The sequence below is a fragment of the Paenibacillus xerothermodurans genome (assembly GCF_002220865.2).
Classification (GTDB): Bacteria; Bacillota; Bacilli; order Paenibacillales; family NBRC-103111; genus Paenibacillus_S; species Paenibacillus_S xerothermodurans.
On record NZ_NHRJ02000018.1, the window covers coordinates 57,008 to 79,075 of the forward strand.

Annotated in this window: 19 protein-coding genes and 2 pseudogenes; 16 read left to right on the top strand and 5 right to left on the bottom strand. The window is 47.0% G+C overall.

The window, feature by feature from the left end; genetic code table 11:
• Nucleotides 1–143: 143 nt before the first annotated feature.
• A complete protein-coding gene (locus CBW46_RS19200) occupies nt 144–482 on the bottom strand; it encodes a hypothetical protein (protein WP_089201579.1) in 339 nt (112 codons plus the stop codon).
• 427 nt (nt 483–909) lie between these two features.
• Here CBW46_RS19200 and CBW46_RS19205 point away from each other — a divergent pair, with 427 nt between their 5' ends.
• The 13 genes from CBW46_RS19205 (at nt 910) to CBW46_RS21440 (ending at nt 14,792) form a co-directional block, all read left to right on the top strand.
• Entirely contained in the window at nt 910–1,713 is an 804-nt protein-coding gene (locus CBW46_RS19205; protein WP_165842376.1) for a C40 family peptidase, read from the top strand.
• Nucleotides 1,714–2,022: 309 nt separating this feature from the next.
• Entirely contained in the window at nt 2,023–2,796 is a 774-nt protein-coding gene (locus CBW46_RS19210; RefSeq protein ID WP_089201581.1) for an IclR family transcriptional regulator, read from the top strand.
• Between the two features lie 410 nt (nt 2,797–3,206).
• Nucleotides 3,207–3,971 (top strand): LamB/YcsF family protein, encoded by a 765-nt coding sequence (locus CBW46_RS19215; protein ID WP_089201582.1) that lies wholly within the window; start codon nt 3,207–3,209, stop codon nt 3,969–3,971.
• Nucleotides 3,972–4,086: 115 nt separating this feature from the next.
• Nucleotides 4,087–5,229, top strand: coding sequence for an NRAMP family divalent metal transporter (locus CBW46_RS19220; protein WP_243633406.1), 1,143 nt, complete (start codon nt 4,087–4,089; stop codon nt 5,227–5,229).
• Nucleotides 5,230–5,265: 36 nt separating this feature from the next.
• Nucleotides 5,266–6,057: a putative hydro-lyase gene (locus tag CBW46_RS19225; protein ID WP_089201584.1), complete on the top strand. Its 792-nt coding sequence runs from the start codon at nt 5,266–5,268 to the stop codon at nt 6,055–6,057.
• A gap of 241 nt (nt 6,058–6,298) precedes the next feature.
• Nucleotides 6,299–7,036: a 5-oxoprolinase subunit PxpB gene (gene pxpB / locus CBW46_RS19230; RefSeq protein WP_279386477.1), complete on the top strand. Its 738-nt coding sequence runs from the start codon at nt 6,299–6,301 to the stop codon at nt 7,034–7,036.
• Nucleotides 7,033–8,037, top strand: coding sequence for a 5-oxoprolinase subunit C family protein (locus CBW46_RS19235; protein WP_089201585.1), 1,005 nt, complete (start codon nt 7,033–7,035; stop codon nt 8,035–8,037). Before pxpB ends, CBW46_RS19235 begins: the two co-directional genes overlap by 4 nt.
• Nucleotides 8,038–8,120: 83 nt before the next feature.
• Entirely contained in the window at nt 8,121–8,243 is a 123-nt protein-coding gene (locus tag CBW46_RS22110; protein ID WP_279386476.1) for a hypothetical protein, read from the top strand.
• A complete protein-coding gene (accB, locus tag CBW46_RS19240; protein WP_111361095.1) occupies nt 8,240–8,605 on the top strand; it encodes an acetyl-CoA carboxylase biotin carboxyl carrier protein in 366 nt (121 codons plus the stop codon). Before CBW46_RS22110 ends, accB begins: the two co-directional genes overlap by 4 nt.
• 3 nt (nt 8,606–8,608) lie before the next feature.
• Nucleotides 8,609–9,973 (top strand): acetyl-CoA carboxylase biotin carboxylase subunit, encoded by a 1,365-nt coding sequence (accC, locus tag CBW46_RS19245; RefSeq protein ID WP_089201586.1) that lies wholly within the window; start codon nt 8,609–8,611, stop codon nt 9,971–9,973.
• Nucleotides 9,974–10,035: 62 nt separating this feature from the next.
• On the top strand, nt 10,036–10,665 hold the full coding sequence (locus CBW46_RS19250; protein ID WP_089201599.1) for a LytTR family DNA-binding domain-containing protein: 630 nt from the start codon (nt 10,036–10,038) through the stop codon (nt 10,663–10,665).
• Between the two features lie 136 nt (nt 10,666–10,801).
• Nucleotides 10,802–12,325, top strand: a complete 1,524-nt coding sequence (locus CBW46_RS19255; RefSeq protein WP_089201587.1) for an acetyl-CoA hydrolase/transferase family protein — start codon at nt 10,802–10,804, stop codon at nt 12,323–12,325.
• Nucleotides 12,326–14,633: 2,308 nt separating this feature from the next.
• Nucleotides 14,634–14,792, top strand: coding sequence for a hypothetical protein (locus CBW46_RS21440; RefSeq protein WP_165842377.1), 159 nt, complete (start codon nt 14,634–14,636; stop codon nt 14,790–14,792).
• Between the two features lie 71 nt (nt 14,793–14,863).
• Here CBW46_RS21440 and CBW46_RS19265 read toward each other — a convergent pair whose 3' ends face one another.
• Nucleotides 14,864–15,211, bottom strand: a complete 348-nt coding sequence (locus tag CBW46_RS19265) for a hypothetical protein (protein WP_089201589.1) — start codon at nt 15,209–15,211, stop codon at nt 14,864–14,866.
• Nucleotides 15,212–15,763: 552 nt separating this feature from the next.
• Here CBW46_RS19265 and CBW46_RS19270 point away from each other — a divergent pair.
• From CBW46_RS19270 to CBW46_RS19285, 3 genes and pseudogenes are all read left to right on the top strand, one after another.
• Nucleotides 15,764–15,969, top strand: a pseudogene (locus CBW46_RS19270) (helix-turn-helix transcriptional regulator).
• Between the two features lie 1,072 nt (nt 15,970–17,041).
• A pseudogene (locus CBW46_RS19280) lies at nt 17,042–17,663 on the top strand (recombinase family protein).
• 443 nt (nt 17,664–18,106) lie between these two features.
• The gene (locus tag CBW46_RS19285) at nt 18,107–18,676 is read left to right on the top strand and encodes an RNA polymerase sigma factor (protein ID WP_165842378.1); all 570 of its coding nucleotides are present in this window, start codon (nt 18,107–18,109) and stop codon (nt 18,674–18,676) included.
• Between the two features lie 23 nt (nt 18,677–18,699).
• Here the strand turns inward: CBW46_RS19285 and CBW46_RS19290 are convergent, their stop codons facing one another.
• From CBW46_RS19290 to CBW46_RS19300, 3 genes are all read right to left on the bottom strand, one after another.
• Nucleotides 18,700–19,335: an ABC transporter ATP-binding protein gene (locus tag CBW46_RS19290; protein ID WP_089201591.1), complete on the bottom strand. Its 636-nt coding sequence runs from the start codon at nt 19,333–19,335 to the stop codon at nt 18,700–18,702.
• Between the two features lie 16 nt (nt 19,336–19,351).
• Nucleotides 19,352–20,785, bottom strand: a complete 1,434-nt coding sequence (locus CBW46_RS19295; RefSeq protein WP_165842379.1) for a hypothetical protein — start codon at nt 20,783–20,785, stop codon at nt 19,352–19,354.
• 89 nt (nt 20,786–20,874) lie between these two features.
• On the bottom strand, nt 20,875–21,531 hold the full coding sequence (locus tag CBW46_RS19300) for an ABC transporter permease (RefSeq protein WP_165842380.1): 657 nt from the start codon (nt 21,529–21,531) through the stop codon (nt 20,875–20,877).
• Between the last annotated feature and the right edge of the window lie 537 nt (nt 21,532–22,068).

Here is a 22,068-nt window from a genome sequence, read left to right on the forward strand (position 1 = left end):
TCACCTTGTATACATAGAGTTATAGTTTGTCGTTGCAATATACAACACTACTCTAAAGTATACATCAAAGCAAATAAAAGACTCACCCCGAATATGCAAGGCGAGTCTCCTAACGGCCGATTATTAATTTCCGGCATAATTCACTAGATTTTTTGGACACGAATCAAGCGATTCCTCACATCCTCGATTTCTTGGTCGCTCACGCGGCAGCCCATGGCTTGATTCAGATAACGGGCCAGTTCCACCGCGGCATCCGGCTGCTTGGTATACACGTTCCAACCGGAGCCCTGCGGCTGCCGCTGCGTCCCGGATTGGATGATGAATCGTTCAGCATTGCCAATGTCGTCGGCCAGCTTGGTTTTCAGCGTTGGCAAATCATCCATTCCCATGCGGGAGTCCACTTGAATTGTGTACACATCTTCATTTGGAGTCGAGTCATTTTGAATACCAATTGTGACCATGCCCAACATAATCGAATTCATGTCCGGATCTCCTCTCTCTATGACCTGGTTTTCGCAGTGCTAGTTTTCAACTGCGCGTACCTATTATTACACCGGGAGAAGGACGGGCAATCAGACATTACGTTGAGGTTATATGCAAACCTATGGTTAGGGGCATTAAAGATTAATATGCTTAAATCATAACGTAACAAAAGAAATTGCGCTTCTCGCTCTAGCAGCCAACACAGATGTTTTCAGAAAATTTTCACTGCGTGCGCATAAATTATTCCACTTAGTAGAAAATTACCCATTAATAATGCTGAGGGGGAATAAGAAAGTGCAGTTCCGGATTACGCTTCTTCTTTGCTTATGTCTACTATTGTTGTGCGGAGGTTGTGCGGACGGCTGGCCCCAGGCATCAAACTCTCCACGTCCTCTGGTCGCTGCCAGCCGAACAGCACACATGTTGGTGGCAGACCAATATGCATACCCTAATATTCCGGTGTATACCGATAACGAGGGCCTGCTATGGGTGCCGCTGGAGCAAGCGGTTCGTTCAATGGATATGGATTTGCACGCGGTCAACAACAAATATACGATCGGAACTACGGGGCCGGCTTATTCTGTGGAAGTAAACAACAGCGGCGCACTCATAGGTGATCGGCCCATCGAGCTGCCGCAAGCTCCTAGAATACTCGTCAACAAGCCGTATATGACCACGGAGGCCCTCTCCGCGCTGCTTGGCACGTCCATCACTTGGAACGAGCAGAACTCCCGAATTGTGCTGTCACCGATTACTGAGTCCGTTCCACCGCAGCAGACTCCACCGGTGGCGGCGCAGGGAGACGATGGTGGAGCGAATCAAGTGCGCGGGCTCGCTATGGACCCCGCCACCAAGCAGCAGGTGGTCGATTATGCGAAACAATTTATGGGAACACGATACGAGTTTGCCGCGGAGCCGTACGAAGAAAGTCATGCCTTTGACTGCTCTTCCTTTGTGCAGCATGTCTATGAGCGCTTTGGTGTCGATCTCCCCAGGTCGTCCCGCTCTCAAGGGGAAGTTGGACAGAATGTATCCCTCAACGAACTGCAGCCTGGCGATCTGATGTTCTTTTATACACCCGGCCGTTTCGAAAGTAACCGCACAGTCGGCCATGTCGGCATGTACGCGGGCAACGGGCAAATTGTTCAAACGTTCGGGGAACCTGGCGTGACTGTCAGCGAGTTTGATGAGCAGTGGCAGGAACGTTTTCTATTCGCAAAACGGATATAAGAGGCTGCGGATGCACAAAAAAGCCGCCGACCAGAGAGGTGCGGTGGCTTTCGCAGCGTTCGTTCATACCAACACAGTCTAGTGCTGTGAAAGTGTTACGTTGGACGCAACTGTATTTCCGGTGCCTGCCTCAAATTGCGATGTCGTGTAGCCATACGCTGTAGGAAACGTTCTAGGCGCTTCAATTGAACAAAGTGTGGTAAGCATGTATAATTATATTTTCAGATTGGACAAAGTAGTTACTAACAGCTGTGCAAGCGCATCCAGAATCACTGAGGATTATTGTTCACGTACACAAGGGGGAGAAAGATGCGTCATAAGAACAAGACCGTTGTAAAATCTATGGACCTCCTTAATCTGTTTCTTGCCAATACGAAGCTAACTCTGAATGAGATGGTGCATCTTTCCGGTATTCCTAAGACCTCCGTGCACCGAATGATCGGTTCTCTGGAGGATATGGGGTTTCTTAATAAGGACGACGAAGGGAAATACTCGCTCGGCCTGCTATTTCTTCAGTTTGGCCAACTGGTGGCCGACAGGCTCGATATACGGAGAGTTGCTCTGCCTGTGATGCAGTCTCTGCGGGATGATGTGGAGGAAGCAGTAAACCTTATTGTCAAGGATGGGAATGAATCCATCTACATTGAGAAGCTCGAATCCATACATCCGGTGCGGTTGTACACCAAGATTGGACGCAGGGCACCGCTGTATGCCGGAGCATGCTCCCGAGTTATTCTCGCTTACTTGCCTGAACACGAGATCGATGAATATTTGAATCAAAATCAACTGCAGCCGATAGGTCTTGGCACGATCACGTATAAGCAGCAGCTTCGTCTAGTGCTGGAGGAATCAAGGTTGAAGGGATATACATTGAGTTACTCGGAATTGGAAAACTACACGGCCGCACTCGCAGCTCCCATCTTCGATTACACAGGGCAGATCGCCGGCGGCATAAGTATAGCGGGCCCTGATTCTCGTTTCGGCCAAGACCGCCTGCCTGAGCTGGTGGAGAAAGTAAAAGCCGCGGCCGATGAAATTTCACGGAAACTGGGCTGGGCCGAGTCTGCTACGGTCGTCGTGTGACCTGCTCCATACTAGGCATAATGACAAAACGTAAGTATAAGAAGGCATACATACAAGCCGATCTCCTACACTCTAGGGAATCGGCTTATTTTTTCCAACGGCAACCACATGCCCTCTAATAGGAGCAGGCACCCTGAATAAACATTACACAGAATGTAAGGTTATCTGGGATTTTATTACTTTTACCTGAATTTTTTACGGGGTAAACGGTTTATATCCGTTTTTTTCCCGAAAGGACTGGTTCATTTGTGTTATGTATTATGACAATTTGATTGAAAAGATATAGTCGTTTAGCTATAATCTATATATTCTGAAAAAAATACGGAATCTTTGTTTCGAATTTCGGAACAAACAGAACGGAATGCTATGAGCAGCTGATGCTATGAAATGGAGAGGACGGGGGAAACAGCATGAAACGGATTGATTTGAACTGCGATCTGGGTGAAAGTTTTGGAGCCTATAATTTAGGTCTTGATGAGCAGATTTTACCTTTTGTCACCTCGGCCAATATTGCGTGCGGATTTCATGCGGGCGACCCGTCTGTTATGCGGCGCACGGTGACACTCGCGTTAGATCACGGTGTGGCCATCGGGGCCCATCCCGGCCTTCCCGACCTGAGCGGCTTTGGACGCCGGAACATGGATGTGTCGCCACAGGAAGCGTATGACATGGTGGTGTATCAAATTGGTGCGCTTGCCGGGTTTGTTAAAGCGGAGGGCGGCACAATGCAGCATGTGAAACCGCATGGAGCTTTGTATAACATGGCAGCGAAGCGCCAGGATTTGTCTGAAGCCATCGCGGAAGCGGTGTATAAAGTAGACCCGGCGCTGATACTGTTCGGGCTTTCCGGCAGTGTATTGATCGGTGTGGGTGAGAAAATCGGTTTGCGCACGGCTGAGGAAGTGTTTTCGGATCGAACTTATCAATCGGACGGGTCGTTAACCCCGCGAAATCAACCGGACGCAGTGATCATCGATCACGAACAGGCGATTGCCCAGGTCATAGGCATGGTCCAACAAGGCTCCGTGCGTACGCAGCAGGGTACGGATCTGCCGATTCAAGCGGACACGGTATGCATTCACGGGGACGGTGCGCACGCTTTAGCGTTCGCCCGTGAGATTAGGGACCGCTTGATACAATCCGGTGTCTCAGTTTTAGCGGCAGGGCATGGATGAACCACAATTAACACAGCATGAGGGGGCAGCGCGTTTGGAGCAGGTTAAGACAAAGAAGCAAACGAACGTGGTAGTGAAATCAAATTGGAGTTTATTGCTCGGCGCCGCCTTCTTAATGGCAACTTCGGCTATCGGACCCGGCTTTTTGACTCAAACCACAGTATTTACGCAGCAGTTGGCGGCAAGCTTCGGCTTCGTCATTTTAATGTCTATTATTTTAGATATCGGCGCTCAGATGAACGTATGGCGTATCATCGCCGTATCCGAAAAACGGGGCCAGGATATCGCGAACATGGTCCTACCCGGACTTGGCTATTTTGTGGCTGTTCTAATCGTGTTCGGCGGCATTGTGTTCAATATAGGTAACATTGCCGGCACAGGGCTCGGCATGAACGTAATGTTCGGTATCTCACCTGTCACAGGCGCTATTGTGAGCGCAGCCGTAGCAATCGCGATCTTCCTCATCAAAGACGCGGGTAAAGCGATGGACCGTTTTACTCAAATTGCCGGCATCGGTATGATCATCCTTACATTATATGTAGCGATCACGTCCTCCCCGCCGGTGGGAGAAGCTGTAGTGAGATCGTTTATGCCCGAAAGAATAGATGTGCTCGCTATTGTTACCCTTGTGGGCGGCACGGTCGGGGGATATATTACTTTTGCAGGCGGACACCGTTTGCTCGATGCTGGGGTTCGCGGAGCGGGTGCGCTGCCTGAAGTGACGAGAAGCTCGGTGTCCGGCATTTTGATTACCTCGGTGATGCGGATTGTGCTGTTTTTGGCAGCTCTCGGAATCGTTTCGCAGGGGCTTGCTATTGATCCTGCAAATCCGCCGGCATCTGTTTTCCGGCTGGCAGTAGGTGACATAGGTTACAAGATGTTCGGGATTGTGATGTGGGGGGCGGCCATTACATCTGTGGTAGGCGCCGCTTATACCTCTGTGACGTTTATTCAAAGCTTCAGCCCCAAACTCGAGAAAAACTCAAAATGGATTATTATCGGATTCATTGTCTTATCCACAGCCATTTTCGCGCTGATTGGGCAGCCGGTGAAAGTACTGGTTCTGGCGGGTGCATTCAACGGTATTATTTTGCCTATCACGCTGGGTACTCTTCTGGTGGCCGCTTATAAGAAGCACATTGTGGGAGATTATAAGCATCCGTTGTGGATGACCATCTTCGGTGGTGTGGTCGTGGTGATCATGACCTACATGAGTGGTTACACGCTCATCACTCAACTGCCGAAGTTGTTCCAATAATTTATTTCATGACAATTTATCAAGGGGATGAGTAAAATGAGTAATTTGGCTACTATGCATCCATCCGAGGTTCGTCAATTGATCAGAAACAATGAATTGGTAAAACCCACATCCGGCTGGGCTAGTGGATATACTCAGGCCAACCTGGCGATATTGAAAAAAGAACTTGCATTTGAATTCCTTCTGTTTTGCCAGCGCAATCAGAAACCTTGTCCTTTGATTGATGTCACCGAGCCCGGATCTCCAATACCTCAGCTCTCGGCGCCAGAGGCGGACATCAGAACGGATATTCCGAAATATAGGGTATACCGGCATGGGGAATTGGTGGAAGAAGTGACGGACATTGTGAAGTTTTGGAACGATGATATGGTAGCCTTCCTCATCGGCTGCAGCTTCACGTTCGAACATCCTCTTATGAATAATGGGATCGCGATACGCCATATTGAGGAAAACTGTAACGTGCCTATGTACAAGACCAACATTCCAACAGTGAAGGCAGGGCGGTTTGAGGGGCCGACGGTGGTCAGCATGCGTCCGGTGCCTGAGCAGGCCGTAGTAAGGGCCGTGCAGGTCACATCCCGTTTTCCGGCGGTGCATGGGGCTCCTCTGCACATCGGCAATCCGGTGAGCATTGGTATCCAGGATATAAACGAACCGGATTTTGGCGACCGTGTCACGATCAAAGAAGGAGAGGTTCCCGTCTTCTGGGCATGCGGCGTGACTCCACAGGCGGTGGCTATGCACGTAAAACCGGAATTAATGATCACACATGCGCCGGGGCACATGTTTATCACGGATTTGCGCGATGAGCGCTTTGGTGTAATTTAAAAAAGGTAGAACGGTAGATACGTAATGGCTGATGGCAAGCAGAGAGAAGAACTCATAGGAGACAAGCCCGTGGTACGCATTGGACTGTCTTAAAGGAGGTTCAGCTCACTGCGCTGTCAGCTTTTTTTACTTCTTGTGAAAGTAAGTTGGACTCAGTATAATAATTAAATAATTCATATTTCGGAATTGAAATTCCACATATCGGAACGAGGGGGGACGAAAAGTGACTCAATCTACAAACATGGGTGAACTCGGCATCACGATGTCACCTCTCGGAGAATCAGCGATTCGAATTGAGTTGGGCACAGGTATTGACCCCCGCACACATCGTAAGGTCAAGGCCCTGAGAGAGGCTCTCGAACAGCACGCGTTTCCCGGCATGATCGAATGCATACCTGCCTTTACAAGCGTTACCGTGCTTTATGATCCTCTGCAAGTACGAGCCGTGAGCATGGGCCGCCCGGACTGCAAAGCTCGGACTTCTTATGAATTGGTGTGCGCTGCCGTGCAGCAAATTGCGTTCCGGATGGACGACGGTACCGACCATCAGCCAAGGGTCGTAGAAATACCCGTGTGCTATGGCGGCGAATTCGGGCCCGATTTGCACGTTGTTGCAGGCCATAATCAGATGACGGCGGAAGAGGTCATCGACATTCATACGGGCGGAGAATACCTCGTGTACATGATTGGCTTTGCTCCTGGCTTTCCCTACTTGGGAGGCATGTCTGAGCGGATTGCAACGCCGAGGAGGGCAGCTCCCCGCACATCTATTCCCGAAGGGACGGTAGGCATCGCCGGTATGCAAACGGGCGTGTACCCTATCTCCACTCCAGGCGGCTGGCAGTTAATCGGACGTACGCCCCTGCAGCTGTTTCGACCGCATGACAATCCCCCCAGTCTGCTGCAATCCGGGGATATTGTGAAATTTCGCTCGATTTCCCTGGAGGAATTTGAGCAATACAGGGAGGACAGTCAATGAGTATGAAGGTGATGCGTCCGGGTCTGCTCACCAGCGTACAGGATCTGGGCAGATACGGCTATCAGAAGCAGGGCGTCATAGTGAGCGGTGCAATGGACCCGTATTCACTCCGTATCGCCAATTTGTTGGTTGGTAACCACGAGGGTGAGGCTGCGCTGGAGCTGACGTTGATGGGACCCGAGCTGAGCATCGAGCAGGACACGCTGCTGTCTATTACCGGCGGTAATCTGTCGCCTGCCATCGATGGCACGCCGGTTCCGATGTGGAGACCGGTTTATGTGAAGGCTGGCACTGTCCTCTCTTTCGGACCGTGCAAGTCGGGCTGCCGTGCATACCTGGCGGTCGCCGGAGGATTCGACATTCCCCAGGTGATGGGCAGCAAAAGCACTTATCTGCGTGCCGGCATCGGGGGGCTGCACGGGCGAGCTTTGGCCACAGGGGATATATTGCAGCAGCAGCCCCCGGGGGAAGCATCAGGCCGCGTACGTCAGGCATTGGCAGCCAAAATAGGAGCCCGCTCCTGTGCTGCGGCATCCTGGTATACCGAGCGCGGATATATGCTGGCAGGCACCGGCGAGGTCAAAGTACGCGCAATGCGCGGAACTCAGTTTGACAAGTTTAATGAAGATAGTCAGCGGCATTTCTTCGGCGAGCCGTTTCAGGTCACGCCACAATCCGACCGCATGGGATATCGCCTTTCCGGTGAGGCGCTGATGCTGAAGGCACCGCAGGAGATGATTTCGGAAGCCGTTACGCTCGGCACAGTTCAGGTGCCTCCGGACGGGAATCCCATTGTTCTGTTAGCCGACCGGCAAACGGCAGGCGGATATCCGCGGATTGCCCAGATTGCTGCGGTGGATATTGCAAAAATCGCGCAGATGCAGCCGGGCAAAAAAATCGTGTTCGAAGAAATCACAGTGGCGGAGGCCGAACGGCTGTATATAGAGCAGGAGCGAAACATTGTTAACCTGAAAATGGCCATCAGCTTAAAGACCACATAGCGGTCAGCCGAGGTGCGGCGCATACCGCGTACATAGCTGGAGCCGGAGGTGCGGCGCAAAATCTACACTAGGGAGTTAACGTGATGCTTAAGATTAACGAAATTCGAGAAATGATCAAAATGGTGGAAGAGTCCTCCATACACCGATTCGAGCATGAGACGACCCGCATCGTCATCGTGAAGGATGGTAAGGCCCGCCCAAATTGACATCGTTGGAGCTGGATTATGCTGAGGCGCAGCTTGCTGAACGTAAAGCGGACTCGGTGCCCGATGCGGCCGTGGAGCCGGCAGCGCCGGACACTGCTCAAGCTGTGCCTGCTGCGGTTGCGCACAAGGTGGTGGCGCCTACCGTGGGGACATTTTACTCTGCGCCTGAGCCAGGGGCCGAGCCGTTTGTCCAGGTGGGTCAAGCCGTGACAGAAGCCAGTGTGGTGTGCGTGCTAGAAGCGATGAAGCTGTTCAATGAGATCAATGCCGGTGTCGCCGGGGAGATCGTAGAGGTTCTGGTGAAGGACGGGGACTTTGTTGAATACGGACAACCTTTGTTTTTAATTAGAAAAGGGGAGTAAGCGATGTTCAAAAAAGTGTTGATTGCCAATAGAGGCGAAATCGCCGTGCGCGTAATCAGGGCGTGCCGCGAGATGGGGATCGCGACAGTCGCCGTGTATTCGGAAGCAGACCAAGAGGCATTGCATGTGCAGCTGGCGGATGAGGCATACTGCATCGGGCCGACTGCTTCAAAGAGTAGCTATTTGAATATCGCCAACATCATCACTGTTGCCACCATCACCCAATCGGACGCCATTCATCCAGGTTATGGATTTTTAGCAGAAAATGCGGAGTTCGCGGCTATCTGTGAAGCCCATGGTGTCACTTTTATTGGGCCGGATGCCGAGGCGATCACGAAAATGGGTGCTAAGGCCGTTGCAAGGGAGACGATGAAACAAGCGGGTGTTCCGACAGTTCCCGGCACGGAAGGTGTTGTCGAAGATCTGGATACCGCGATTCAGGTTGCCGCTGAGATTGGCTTTCCCGTCATTGTCAAGGCATCGGCCGGCGGCGGCGGTAAGGGAATGAGAGTGGCTCAGAACGAGGAAGAATTAAGTAAGTCGATCCGTCAGGCACAGAATGAAGCGCAAACCGCATTCGGCGACTCAGGCGTATATCTGGAAAAGTATCTGGAAGAGCCGAGACATGTTGAGATCCAGATCATGGCCGATAAACACGGCAGCGTAGTATATCTGGGCGAACGCGACTGCTCCATTCAACGCCGCCACCAGAAGCTGGTTGAGGAAGCTCCATCGCCTGCGCTGGATGAGGAACTAAGGGCGCAAATGGGAAATGTGGCCGTCCAGGCCGCACGGGCCGTGAACTACCATGGAGCCGGCACGGTGGAGTTTCTTTTGGACAAGCACGGCCAGTTTTACTTCATGGAAATGAACACACGTATTCAGGTGGAGCATCCGGTAACCGAGCTGGTGACAGGCGTGGACTTGATTAAGGAACAGATCGCTGTCGCGGCCGGTTTACGGCTGTCGTTTCGGCAAGCAGATGTCGCCATCAAAGGGTGGGCGATCGAGTGCAGGATCAATGCGGAAAATCCAGCCAAAAACTTTATGCCTTCGCCGGGCAAAGTCACACAGTATGTACCGCCAGGCGGTTTTGGTGTGAGAATTGACAGTGCGGTATATCCGGGCTACGAGATTTCTCCTTTCTATGATTCGATGGTGGCCAAGGTCATCGTGTGGGGGAAGGACCGGGAGGACGCGATTCACAGGATGAAGCGGGCGCTGGGTGAATTTATAATTGACGGCATATCGACGACGATTCCATTCCACGAACGATTGCTGGAGAATGAACGGTTTGTGAAAGGGGACTTTAACACCAAGTTCCTGGAAATGTATGATATCCTCGGCGCGGATAACGGAGGCGAATAATCCCAGCCGGGACCACATAGTCAACACTGGTGCGGAGGTGCATAATTTTGGGGAAGCTCGGCATGGCCACTATCTTTGATGCAATCGGTAAATTATTCTCCGACGAGACGTCTATTGCGGTCGCAGATACCAAGGAATACATCTACTACCGGCCCAGCAAACGGATTGACCTCAAAATACAACCGGGTGATCCTATCAAGGAAGGGACCATCACTCATAAAGCTTTGGTCGGCGGGCAAAAGATTGCCGAATTCATCGAACGGGACTTGTTTGGGATGCCATACTACGGCATGGCGGTGCCATTAATTCAGGACGGTGAGCTGGAGGGGTGCGTGTCTGCGATCTTTCCAACCTTGACGCACGGCAAAACTGTAGTGACGGTGAAGCACAACGATGGATGGGTGCCGGTTCCTTTTCCGGACATTATGTATTTGGAGGCCAGCGACCGCAAGACACACGTAGTATCCGATAAACTGACCGGCACTCACAAGTACACATTGAATGAGTTTGACTTTCTCCTGCCAAAGGATTACTTTGTGCGCTGTCATAGATCCTTTATCGTGAACGTGAACTTCATTCAGGAAATTTATCCGGACACGAATTCAACGCTGGTGCTGATTATGAAAAATCAAACGAAAATCTCGGTCAGTCAGTCATACACGAGTTACTTTCGTAAACTGCTCGCTTTTTAAACGGTTACACTTGTTTCATACGATGATTTGCTTCGTTCATCCCGTTTTTCCTATATTTGATCCGAAAACCACATGCTGTTTCTTGTCGTTTGCTAAAATAATATAAATTATATCTACAGATTGGGGGAAAAGCCCTTTGGACAACGTGTTCGATCGCATTCGAAATCATGGTCTGCGTGAGAAAGTGGTTTCGGCAGCAGAGGCTGCGGCCTGGATCCAAAACGGCATGACGCTGGGATTGAGCGGGTTCACCCGGGCTGGCGACGCCAAAGCAGTGCCTACCGCATTAGCGGAGCGTGCCAAGCAAGAAAAGCTGAAGGTCAATGTATACACTGGAGCGTCGTTAGGCTCCGATATCGATAAATTATTCGCTGAGGTCGGCTTACTGAATAAACGCCTGCCGTTTCAAGCAGATCCTACGATGCGCAGCAAAATTAATGCAGGTGAGATCTATTTCGTCGACCAGCATCTGTCCAAGACATCGGAATTGGTGCGCGCACACGTACTTGAGCCTATAGATTTCGCGATTGTGGAAGCGATTTCAATAACGGAGGATGGAATGATTATCCCAACGACATCCGTAGGTAACTCGATGGTGTTTGCACAGCATGCTCAGTCGATTATCGTGGAGATCAACTTGGCGCAGCCGCAGATGCTCGAAGGGCTGCATGATCTCTACGAGCCGGGTAAGCAAGGTGAACGGCCGCCGATTCCTCTCACTAAGCCGGATGACAGGATCGGCTCGCTTGGCATACCGGTAGACATTAGCAAAATAAAAGGCATTGTATTCACCAACCAGCTGGATTCGCCGTCCACCATCGTTGCTCCGGATCAGGAGACGGAAATGATCGCCCAGCATTTGATCGATTTTCTTCGCATGGAGGTGCGGCATGGACGGTTGACGAATCGTCTCGCTCCTCTTCAGTCCGGCATCGGATCCGTCGCCAACGCAGTTTTTCATGGTCTTCTGAAGTCTGAATTCACTGATCTGGAAGTATACTCCGAAGTGCTGCAGGACGCAGTCTTCGACCTGATGGACGCGGGTAAAGTCCGCTTTGCTTCCTGCTGTTCCATCACGTTATCAGGCGCGAAGATGGATGAGGTGTTTCCCAACCTGGAAAAATACCGGGACAAACTTGTGCTCAGGCCACAGGAAATTTCCAATCATCCTGAGGTCATCCGACGCATGGGCTTGATCGCGATGAACACCGCATTGGAATTCGATATTTACGGGAACGTGAACTCCACACATGTGATGGGCACGCGGATGATGAACGGTATTGGAGGCTCGGGCGATTTCGCCAGGAATGCACGCATAGCAATTTTTGTGACGAAATCGACCGCCAAGGATGGCAGGATTTCAAGCATTGTGCCGTTTGTGCCGCATGTGGATCACACCGAGCATGATGTCGACGTTGTCGTCACAGAGCAGGGATACGCTGATCTGCGGGGGCTGGCGCCGAGAGAACGCGCTGAGTTGATTATCGAACGCTGCGCTCATCCGATGTATCGTGAGCAGCTGTTGGAGTATTATCGGGAAGCTCTTACCCGTGGTGGTCAAACCCCGCATGCGCTTGAAAAGGCGCTGTCATGGCACACGAATTATGCCCAGCAAGGGACCATGCTGCAGCCGGCTCTGAGAGCTGTGCCAAATCCGTAGAGCAGGGCTGCGAGCGCGCGGTAGCCTGATGCCATAGCGGCGCAAAGGGTGATCACAAGAGTCGGAAACTTTTCGCACAAGCCCACACAGGATTGGCTTTGTGTGACAAAAGATTGGACTTGCAGTATATTTCAATGAGCCCCCTCTTGTTAGTCGGTGACTCGTGTTCTCATAAGTCAGACAGAACGCAGTAACAGCAGACAGCATGTTGTATCGGAGAAGCAGTTTCATTCGCTCAGCGGAGGGGATAAGGTAACGCCGTAATGTAGCCAGTGCAGATGGATATTATCATCGTGCAGCGAATTGAAGGAAAAGAAGGCGTGAGGCTATTACCTCACGCTCTTTCTTTTAGTTCGGTGTGAAAGCCCCCCACCACGCTATCAGCGAAGCAGCACTAATCCCCAAACTGCAAATGGAAGATTGGCCCTTCGCCGCCATTTCTGCTTCGACCAGCTAGACAGATTACCTTTTTCACGCAACCTCTACTATATAGGAGGAGGTGGCGGTCGATGCAAAATTTAGTGCGGCCGTGTAAAAGGCAGGAAATAACAGCGAATTAATGGCGGGAAACTATTTTGCGTATGGAGGCACTTAATGTTATTATTTTACAGGTGCCCAGCGGAGCCGATCATCCACGTCACAGTAGAGCTTGCCACTGCAAGAATCATCACCTAGACCCACACGATCCTCGCACCACAGTGTGCAATACGGAGGGGGGTATCGCTTCGCGGTTAGGATACTTTGGATTTGCGTGGATAATATGCGACACGTGTTGTTGATCAAGGTTTCACTGTCGAAGGCCCAGAAGGAACTCTATGAAACGCCTTAGGAGTCGTTTAACTCGTTGGGAGGCGGAGGTGATTGGGTGACTGCAGTTGACGTATTCGCTGTGGCAGGTCTATTCTACCTGATGCTTTTAGCAATGCCGGGTGGATTGACACTAGTTGAGATTTGTATATTGGTAAGCGGGTTAGTATCTCTGGTCGCAGCAAGAGTGATACAGATCCTAGTAGTACGAAAGAGGAGACGTAATAATAAAACGGGACTAACGAAAAAACAAGATGTTCACTAGAATGGCGTGATATCTATAATAAAGAGGAGTAGCAAAGGTTTATTGGGAATTACTTTTTACCCATCAGAATAAAACAAAATTGGATGGTTCGCCTTATTAATTTGTTTAATCGGTTTTACTATTTTTGTGTATACATACCCCTTTGAGTATTGCATCAATTGCGACTTTGAATAGACGTATGCCAAATATATTCAGACCATGGCTTCCTAGCACATGGTCTTTTTTTGCTATGCATGTAAACGAACTCCTTTTTTCTGTAGGAGAGATACGGTCTGCGATCCTGCCCTTAGATGATGCCGATAATAAAGGACCGGACCCGGTGTAACCCTTGTTCGAAGCAAAGCTGTGTAGTCCACCAGGTAGATTGGATATCGAGATATTGCCTGAATTGTCTGTACCCATCTTTTGTCTCAATAGGAGTACCTCGTGAATCCTGTTTTTTTCAAACCGATATACTGCCACTTTTGGGACGTAGCAGTTTCTGGCTTTTCATCACTCATTTTATAATCAGGTGACTGAAGACCTTTTAATCCAGTCGGTCTTACACGAAGAAGATAGAGAACATAAGAAGAAAGAAGAATCTAAAAAAGTGTCCACGTTGGCCTATACGACGATCCGGTTATTAAATCGGTGCCAAATCTTAATTTCTATGGCTATGCGTTGGATGCATTGAAGGCCGCTTTAAATGTGGATCTAAGCGAGAGTACTAATGAAAATAACGGCACCTTATGACTACTTTTAATTAGAAGATGCTGTTGAATTAACGGGTTATAACGGGATATACTACTGGATATGACTCGGGGAACTGGAATGAATTACTATAAAATGATTCTGATAGTATACGTGATTGGGGCCATGATTCCACTGGTAGTCAATTTACAGTGACTTTGCCGTGGGGGTAGAGTGGCAGTTTCTACTAATGGTGATGTAGAAGTTTCAACTGAAGGCAGCCAGACGGACGATACCGTTTTTTGGGATATAGACGAGAGATTCTATCAATGTGGGATAGGGCTACCGGTAAGACTTAAGCCTGGAACAGCTTAGATTGCTACTGGGCGAACTGCGGGAATAAACACAAAGCATTACGGGTCTGTACGTGGAAATGCAGGACTTGACTTGTTGAAATCTCTGTTGAATACAATCCCTCCGCGTAGTTACTAATATTCAGTAGAATCAAGGCTCCGGGAACTCCCGAAGCCTTTTTCCTAAAAGATCTACACGAGGAGGTTGCAACTTATGAAGTTCATACAATCTTTGCTTCTTGTTATCAGTGTTGCGGCAATTTATTCAATTATTACGTTAAATTTTTTTAATGGAGAGATTGATGCCGGGCTAAATCAAATAAATTTTGGCATCATTATCGGACTTCTAATATTGATGATAAGCAAGAAATAAAATGGGCCCCTGAGACTCCATATACCACAGCAACTTTAAAAGACTATTAGTCGTCAACACTTTAGAATAAATTAGGAAAGAAGGGGCATTGTGTTACCAACAGGAAAAGTAGCCAATTTTTTAAGTGTAGCTTTTTTTTCTTGTGGTATTGTAGCATCGATATTTATGTTCTTAGAATTAAAGGTAGAAGGTGTGAGAGGGTATGATTGGATTTTATTTTTATCTGCTATAATAGCTACAATTTCCATTGTGACAAGAATGATATTATTTGCTTTTATTGCATCAGTCATCACATTACGGTTTGCTGGTGCTTTATTTACGCCACATTTTGCATTAGGGATTATTTTTTTATCGTATGTTCTTTTATGCTTATTTTTATATGTTGGTAGAAAAAATAAGGTTGGATGATCTTGCCCCATAAAAGGCCGCGGACTGCTGTGTATGATTATATGTTGACTAACAAAACCTGCTCAGAAGATCAAAAAAGTCCCTGCCGATGCTTACTAGTCGAAGTTCAAACGGTACAGGGAAAATGGTAGCATGGGGCTTTTCTTTTTGTGTAGGGTCTGCCCAGTGGCACAATCCGGTCGGGGAAATCGATAGGGAAAACCCTCTCATGCAAGCCAACGAGAGCTATATCTTATGTTTGCAAGCCGGACAGGACCAGAAAGTTGGCCCCGTTTAATATGTGGCCGGTGAATATCAGGGCAAATAAGGACGAGAAAGTTTATTCCACAAACCTAAAAGAGAAAACGAAAGCGACCGTCGATGGCGAGAGCCTTGCGCATTTAAAGAAAAGATCAAAGGCTTGAGTTGATGTACGGTAGAGCGAAAGGGACGAGCCCTTGGTGTTAGACCCGGGGCTTCTTTCGTCTGCAGAGACAGTTGAAATGTAAACAATGCTTTACCTTTCCCTTTTTTTTCATATGATTATAAATGTAAAGAGTTAGTTACATTTTGGTGGTGAAAACATGGTTAAGAATTCGATTAGAGAGCTGCGAAAAGAGAGGAAAATCACACAGGAAGAACTTGCCGTTGCCGTACAAATCACGCGACGCGACAAACGATTATAGCGATTGAAGGATACCGTTATCATCCCAGTTTGGAACTAGGTTTAAAAATAGCCAAATTCTTTGGTCTGCCGGTTGAAGAAATCTTCACGATTAAAGCAGATTAAGCAGTTACAAAGCCTCTCATTTCACCCTCATCATTTGTTTTGCGGTTATCGCGATTTTCATAATATATGCGAACATAACTGATATTCGGGAAATGGAATCGACATTCAGTTTTTCTCGTTCCTCGTCCTGCCATTTACTTTTGTTTGGCTAATCATCTTTTCCATCATCAAACGCAAGTAAATCGGAGAGCTAGGCATCAAAGGACTGGTTACGAAATTGTGTGGATGTTCTTTTTCGGTGGAGGTAAGTGGATGGGGGTCTATAACTCGGGTCTTTGCTCGCTACATTTCTGTTTGTGGATATTGGTTAATGAGTAATAGAATTGTCCATACAAAAAATTTAAGTACAGTAATATACCTTTAACCTCACCTGTCTGCCGCACCTGCGGCTACAACAACTGCTGTTTTCAGCTGTATGTCGGTTAGTGCTCTTAAATCCTTTTCCACGGGGTCAACGGATGAATAATGTTGTATAATTAGGTGGATGATACGCGGGTCGATTGGGGGAGCCGGAATGGATTCGTTGAACGACTATTTATTAATAGTGGCAGTAGCCAGCTTTCTTTATCCTATGCGGAACTTGCTTGGTATGCTCACTAGGTTCGCGATTTACGGAATGATTGCTATGGCATTGTTCTCTGGAACAATCAAAGGGTGGGAGGATAGATTATTTTTTGTGGCTGTGTTCAGTATCCCTGTGGTCATTAATTGGACGTTTAAGCTCTTTAAGTGGAAATTATCGAGTAAATTCGGTGGATAACTGTGTCTGTCGGTTTGCGGTGATTGATGGGCGATAGTTTCACACCAAAAAGTGGTTTTAGCTTTCATTAAATTCAGCAGAACAGGGCATCCTTCAGTAAACATTTTTATTGGTGATGCGGGCGACGATTGTACACGTAGCGGGGGCTTTCTGATAGATTAACGTCACAATCATGGATTGGTGGACGGAATGCTACAAATGGCCATAGAATCTCATGGCAAGAACAGTATCTGTCCAGTTCAGTTAGGGCGAGAATAGCAATAATCAAAACGGATGATTCTTTCTGACAATGACGGTATATTAGTGTGGATGATGGAGCTGGCTTACGCGCGGGTATCGGCCAAAGACCAAAATCCCGAGCGGCAGCTTGTGAAGTTTCGGCAGCTGGGGATTGACGAGCGGTACATCTTTATCGATATGCAAAGCGGCAAAGACTTTAACCGACCGAGGTATCAAGCTATGCGCCTGATGATTCGCGAAGGCGATTTTGTGTACCTGGATGCGCTGGACCGGCTGGGCCGCGATTACGACGGCATCATTTGGGAGTGGAAATATACTACCAGGGACCTGCGAGAGGATAAAGTTGTGCTGGAAAACGAAACGCCGTTTGACAGTTGGAAGTTCCGGACAATGGGTGACTTTGGAAAAGTAATGGAGGATCAATTTCTGGGCTTGCTTTCCTATGTGGCCGAACAGAAGCGGAAGAACAACCGGCAGCGCCAAGCGGAAGGGATTGAGGTTGCGCGAAAGGACGGCGTAATGCCGGCCGTCCCAAGCAGGCAACGACGCAAACTTTATTTCGGGTATATGACCAGTGGAAATCCTTGCGATTACAGCCATCGCAGCCATGAAATTGCTTGATATGAAGTCTAACACATTTTACCGGCGTGTGAAGGAGTACGAAAGTAGCGATGGGGGTAAAAGGGGAGTTTAGCTCAAAAAAATGGGTTGGACTCGACCGATGCTGTTGTCTAATAATAAAGTTGTTTAAATTGCAGTAAATTATCGTTTCCCAGGAATTAACTGCCGCTGCAATGAGGGCCGCTGTCAGTATGCTAACCGTGAGCGGCCTGTTTTCATTAGTCCCAACTCGGCATTACGGTTTGGAAGTAGCTGACCAGCTTGTTCAGGTCTTGGAGGGACAACTGGACGGCTACATATCTTGCATCTAAGTTGAGATGTCGTCTTTGTAAAATGCCATCCCGATTAAACCATAATCGCACAGTCCACAAACGGTCCATGACCGAATAAAAGCTCCTGCAGCTGCAGGAGCTTTGCTATTGTTCACGTTTTTCGTCCGGATTTAATCGGCCGCGGCAGGTGCACGTCATATAACTTAAGACGAAGGTCGCACTACGGGAAGGCTCAGGTGATATTGTGAGAGAATGGTTCTACTTATTTCATAATGACTTTGATGAATTAGAAGCAGAGTTACAAGAGATTATTTATCATTCCTATCGTAGATTGGTGTTTAAAGATATCTTCTACTTGACTGGCGATCACGCCTTGACTGAAGATATTATTCAGGAAGCTTTTTCCAAAATTATTTCAATTAGCAGAAAGCAAAAGGTAACTCACACAGCCGCATGGATCAGACAGGTTACACGAAATCTGGCCTTGAATGTAATGAAAAAAAATAAAAAGGAGCTTCAACTGTCGTCGACATCTCTCGCCAAAAAGATTGAGGATAACATGGAGCTTGCTATGCAGCAAATCAGTGTCGCCAATGAAGTAGAGAACAACATTAGAAATGAATCGTTGCAACAAGCGATTGTTAAGCTAAATCCTCATTATCGAAATGTTATCACGCTGTTTTACATTAACGAGCTGTCCTATAAAGAAATCGCCGTTATTCTTGGGTTATCGGAAAATGCTGTAACCCAAAAACTGGAAAGAGCGCGAAAAAAACTGCTCCATCAATTTCAACAAATATGGAAGGACCAATGATGAACATGAACGAGATGAATGCATTATACTACTTCCAACGTATGTTGGCGGATCTGAAAAACATAGTCACATAATAAATTGATATCCTCTTGGTTGTGACTCGTTAAGATAATGGTCTTCCCCTCTTTTTTGAATGTGAAAAGCAGTTGGCGGATGGATTGAACACTATCAATGTCCAAAGCATTAAACGGCTCATCTAAGATCAAAACTTCTTGGTTCTCCATGATAGCTTGGGCCAATGCAAGCTTTTGCTTCATTCCTAGTGAGTAGTTTTTCACCTTCCGTTTAGCATCGGGCTCGAGACCTACAAGTGTCATCGCACGCTTGATTTCCTGATGGGTAATCAACTGCTGAATATCCGCGAGCTTTTTTAAATTGTCAAAACCACTTATTCCGCCGATGTAGCCCGGGCGGTCAATAATAATGCCGAAGTTTTGTGGGAAGTTCGACTGCTTATCTCGGTAGGCAGGATTAATCGTGATTTCTCCAGCATCCGGACTTATAAATCCGCAAATCATTTTGAATAGGACGGATTTACCGCTGCCATTATGACCGATGATTCCATATGTCTTACCTTTTTCAAATTGTGCTGTTGCATTTTCAAATAGTTGAATGCCTTTAAATGATTTACTCACATTTTTAATGTCAATTAGCGTCATCAGTTGGGCTCCTTTACTAAATAGAAACTTTTCGTTTCCTAAACAAATAGACAATAATACCGATCTCGATGAGGAGATAAATAGCCAACACAATTGTTATGTGAAAGACACCGTTACTATCTCCGGCAACATAGCCCATGCTGTTTAATCCTGACGGCAGCCATTGATTAGTATTAAGCAAGGGCAAGCCCGCCACAAACAGGACACCTAGCGCGATAAGGCTATACGTCGCTTCCTGCCAGATCCAACTTATAATAAATACGATAAGTATGTAGTTGAGCAGCTGTAAGAACCCGTTAATAAAAAATTGATACAACATATATGGATATAGTTCGGATATATTCTGAGCAGCGTATCGTTCCAAAGTTCGCCCTTGTATAACACCTATTACAATTGTGATCACAGCCAAAAGCACAAGTAACGCCAGAACACCCAACGCCGTCTTCTTCATTAATTGGATAAACCAACGGTAAAAGGACTTGTATCGAATCATCAGGTAATAAATGTGTCCATTTAGTACATGACTCAAATGGAGTTGAAATAAATACACAAAACCTAAAAATACAATACAGAAATAAATGTATACATAAAGTGAAAAACCTTCTTCTGATACGCCGTAAAAATTGAAATACAGGTTCTCCCAGACCGTCATTACTTTCATTCCTGAGTGTGTGAACTGCGTGGTAATCCCTAATAAACAAATGAAGCTGTACGCGAGAAAATGATAGTGGTGATTCAAGAAATTTGTCATACTCTTGAATTTTCCCTTACTCCATAAGGATACCAGAGAAAAACAGACTGTAATTATGGAAACCAGTAAGAGGAAAGCCGGTACAACCGAATCAAAAGTCGCATATGAAAAAGAAAGAATGCTATAGTTTGTCACCATCCCCAACATAAATGGAGCAGGGAGAGCAGGGAAAACTTTATAAGAGATGATAGCTCCGATAAAAAGAAACACACTCGTCCCGGCGATAACATTCATCCTCGGAAAGCGCGCATATACCGATGCCGCGATAGCATGAAGAGTAATCAAACAGAGACTAAACAAGGTCGTTTGTAAAAACAAAATGAACCATGGAGAAAATCCGGTTCCCTGGAAAATATAAATAATATTATTCGCCGGTGCAGCTGTTGCCCCCCAGATACTCCAACTGTTTTCTAATGGAATACCCATCGTTACTAAAAAACTAATGATAATCCAAAGAAACTGAAGGATTAAGAGAATCGGACTTATTCTGACTATAGTATACAGCATCCATTTTGGAAAACTCTTGAGTCGGATGAGTAGGGTATAATCCCACTCGTTTATGATAAGTTGACTTGAAAAAAACAACCAAAAAGGCAAATAAAAAAAGATGATTAAAAGCGGATCGCTTAAAAATGTAAAAATGATGTCCCATCGGTTCAACGGAAGCTGCTGAAGGTCTGCATTTGCAGCAACAGCCATTCGGATGCTCCATCCATAGGGGAAAAGAATTACAATGAGAAAAGTCCACTTCCATGTCGTAAATTCATCCAAAATCTGTTTAAGGTAACTCATATTACGTTATCAATCCGTTCCAAATTCTTATTAACAGCCAAAAAAAGAATGATACATATGAAGAGAAGAAATAGAAAGGGCGCAAAAGCTGTCCAAATTGGCAATTGCATATAGCTATAGGGAAAAACAGCATCAGGAAACCGGAAACGCATTAAACCGGACGCTGCCATCACGAAGCTTCCAAGAATGTAAAGGAGAAACGGAATGGATAGGGCCAAAAATTGATTGCGTATGATTAATACCATAAAGAAACCAATTGTGGCATAAACAGCAGCATTAAGGCCTACCCAACAAGAATAGAAAAAACCGTAGGTTAGGGAGCCGAATTGTAGCAGCTGTGTAAAAGTATGTCGCGTGTATGAATCCTGAACGACTGTAACTTCATTCAGCATATACACCTCAGGATGAAATTGAACCAATCGCAGCAGAGGCACAATATAAAAAGAAAAAAGGAAATATCCAAACGTAAACACAAAAAAAACACCAAACGTGACTAGGAAATTAGCAGCAAACTTGATGCGCAGCATCTTCCGGAGTGGAGTTCGCAAACGCGTATAAACTAAAAATCGATTTTTTATTTCCCGAGAAAAAGAACCTAAGTAAACCAATGTAGCCAGGAGTACGAACGCAAGAGGCAAAATACCTTCAAGCATAAAAGTGAACACATCCAGCTTGTCCCGGAAAGAAACATCGTCACGCTGAATCATAAAATAAAAAAAGGGGCACAACATAAGAAGAAAGCAGATCACGATGCGTTTGACCGAAAGAGTACTCTGCATCTCTTTCACTGTGGAGTAATGTTTAATAATGACAACTTCCTTTCCTTTCAGTATGTCTTGATTGGTTTCGCTTTAATAGTGTGAAAAAAGAAAATTCTTAAAGAACAACATCTACGTTGTTCTTTAAGAATAACAGTAATTACTACCAATATGAAGACAGATTAATTGCTTCTCCAGTCGTAATTAATACCAGTATCAGGGCTGAGAAGATGGGGAGTCTGTAAAATATTTTGTGTAAACTCTCACACCATACATTACAATTGAAGAAAGGTTGGTTTGAGAGGATGGCTGAAATGGCTCGATTTAACAAAGACCAAGTGAAGGCTTTTGTAAAAGAAAATAACTTGAAAACCATGGATGACGTACAATCGGCATTGAAGGAGCTGTTTGCCGAAACGCTGCAGTCGATGC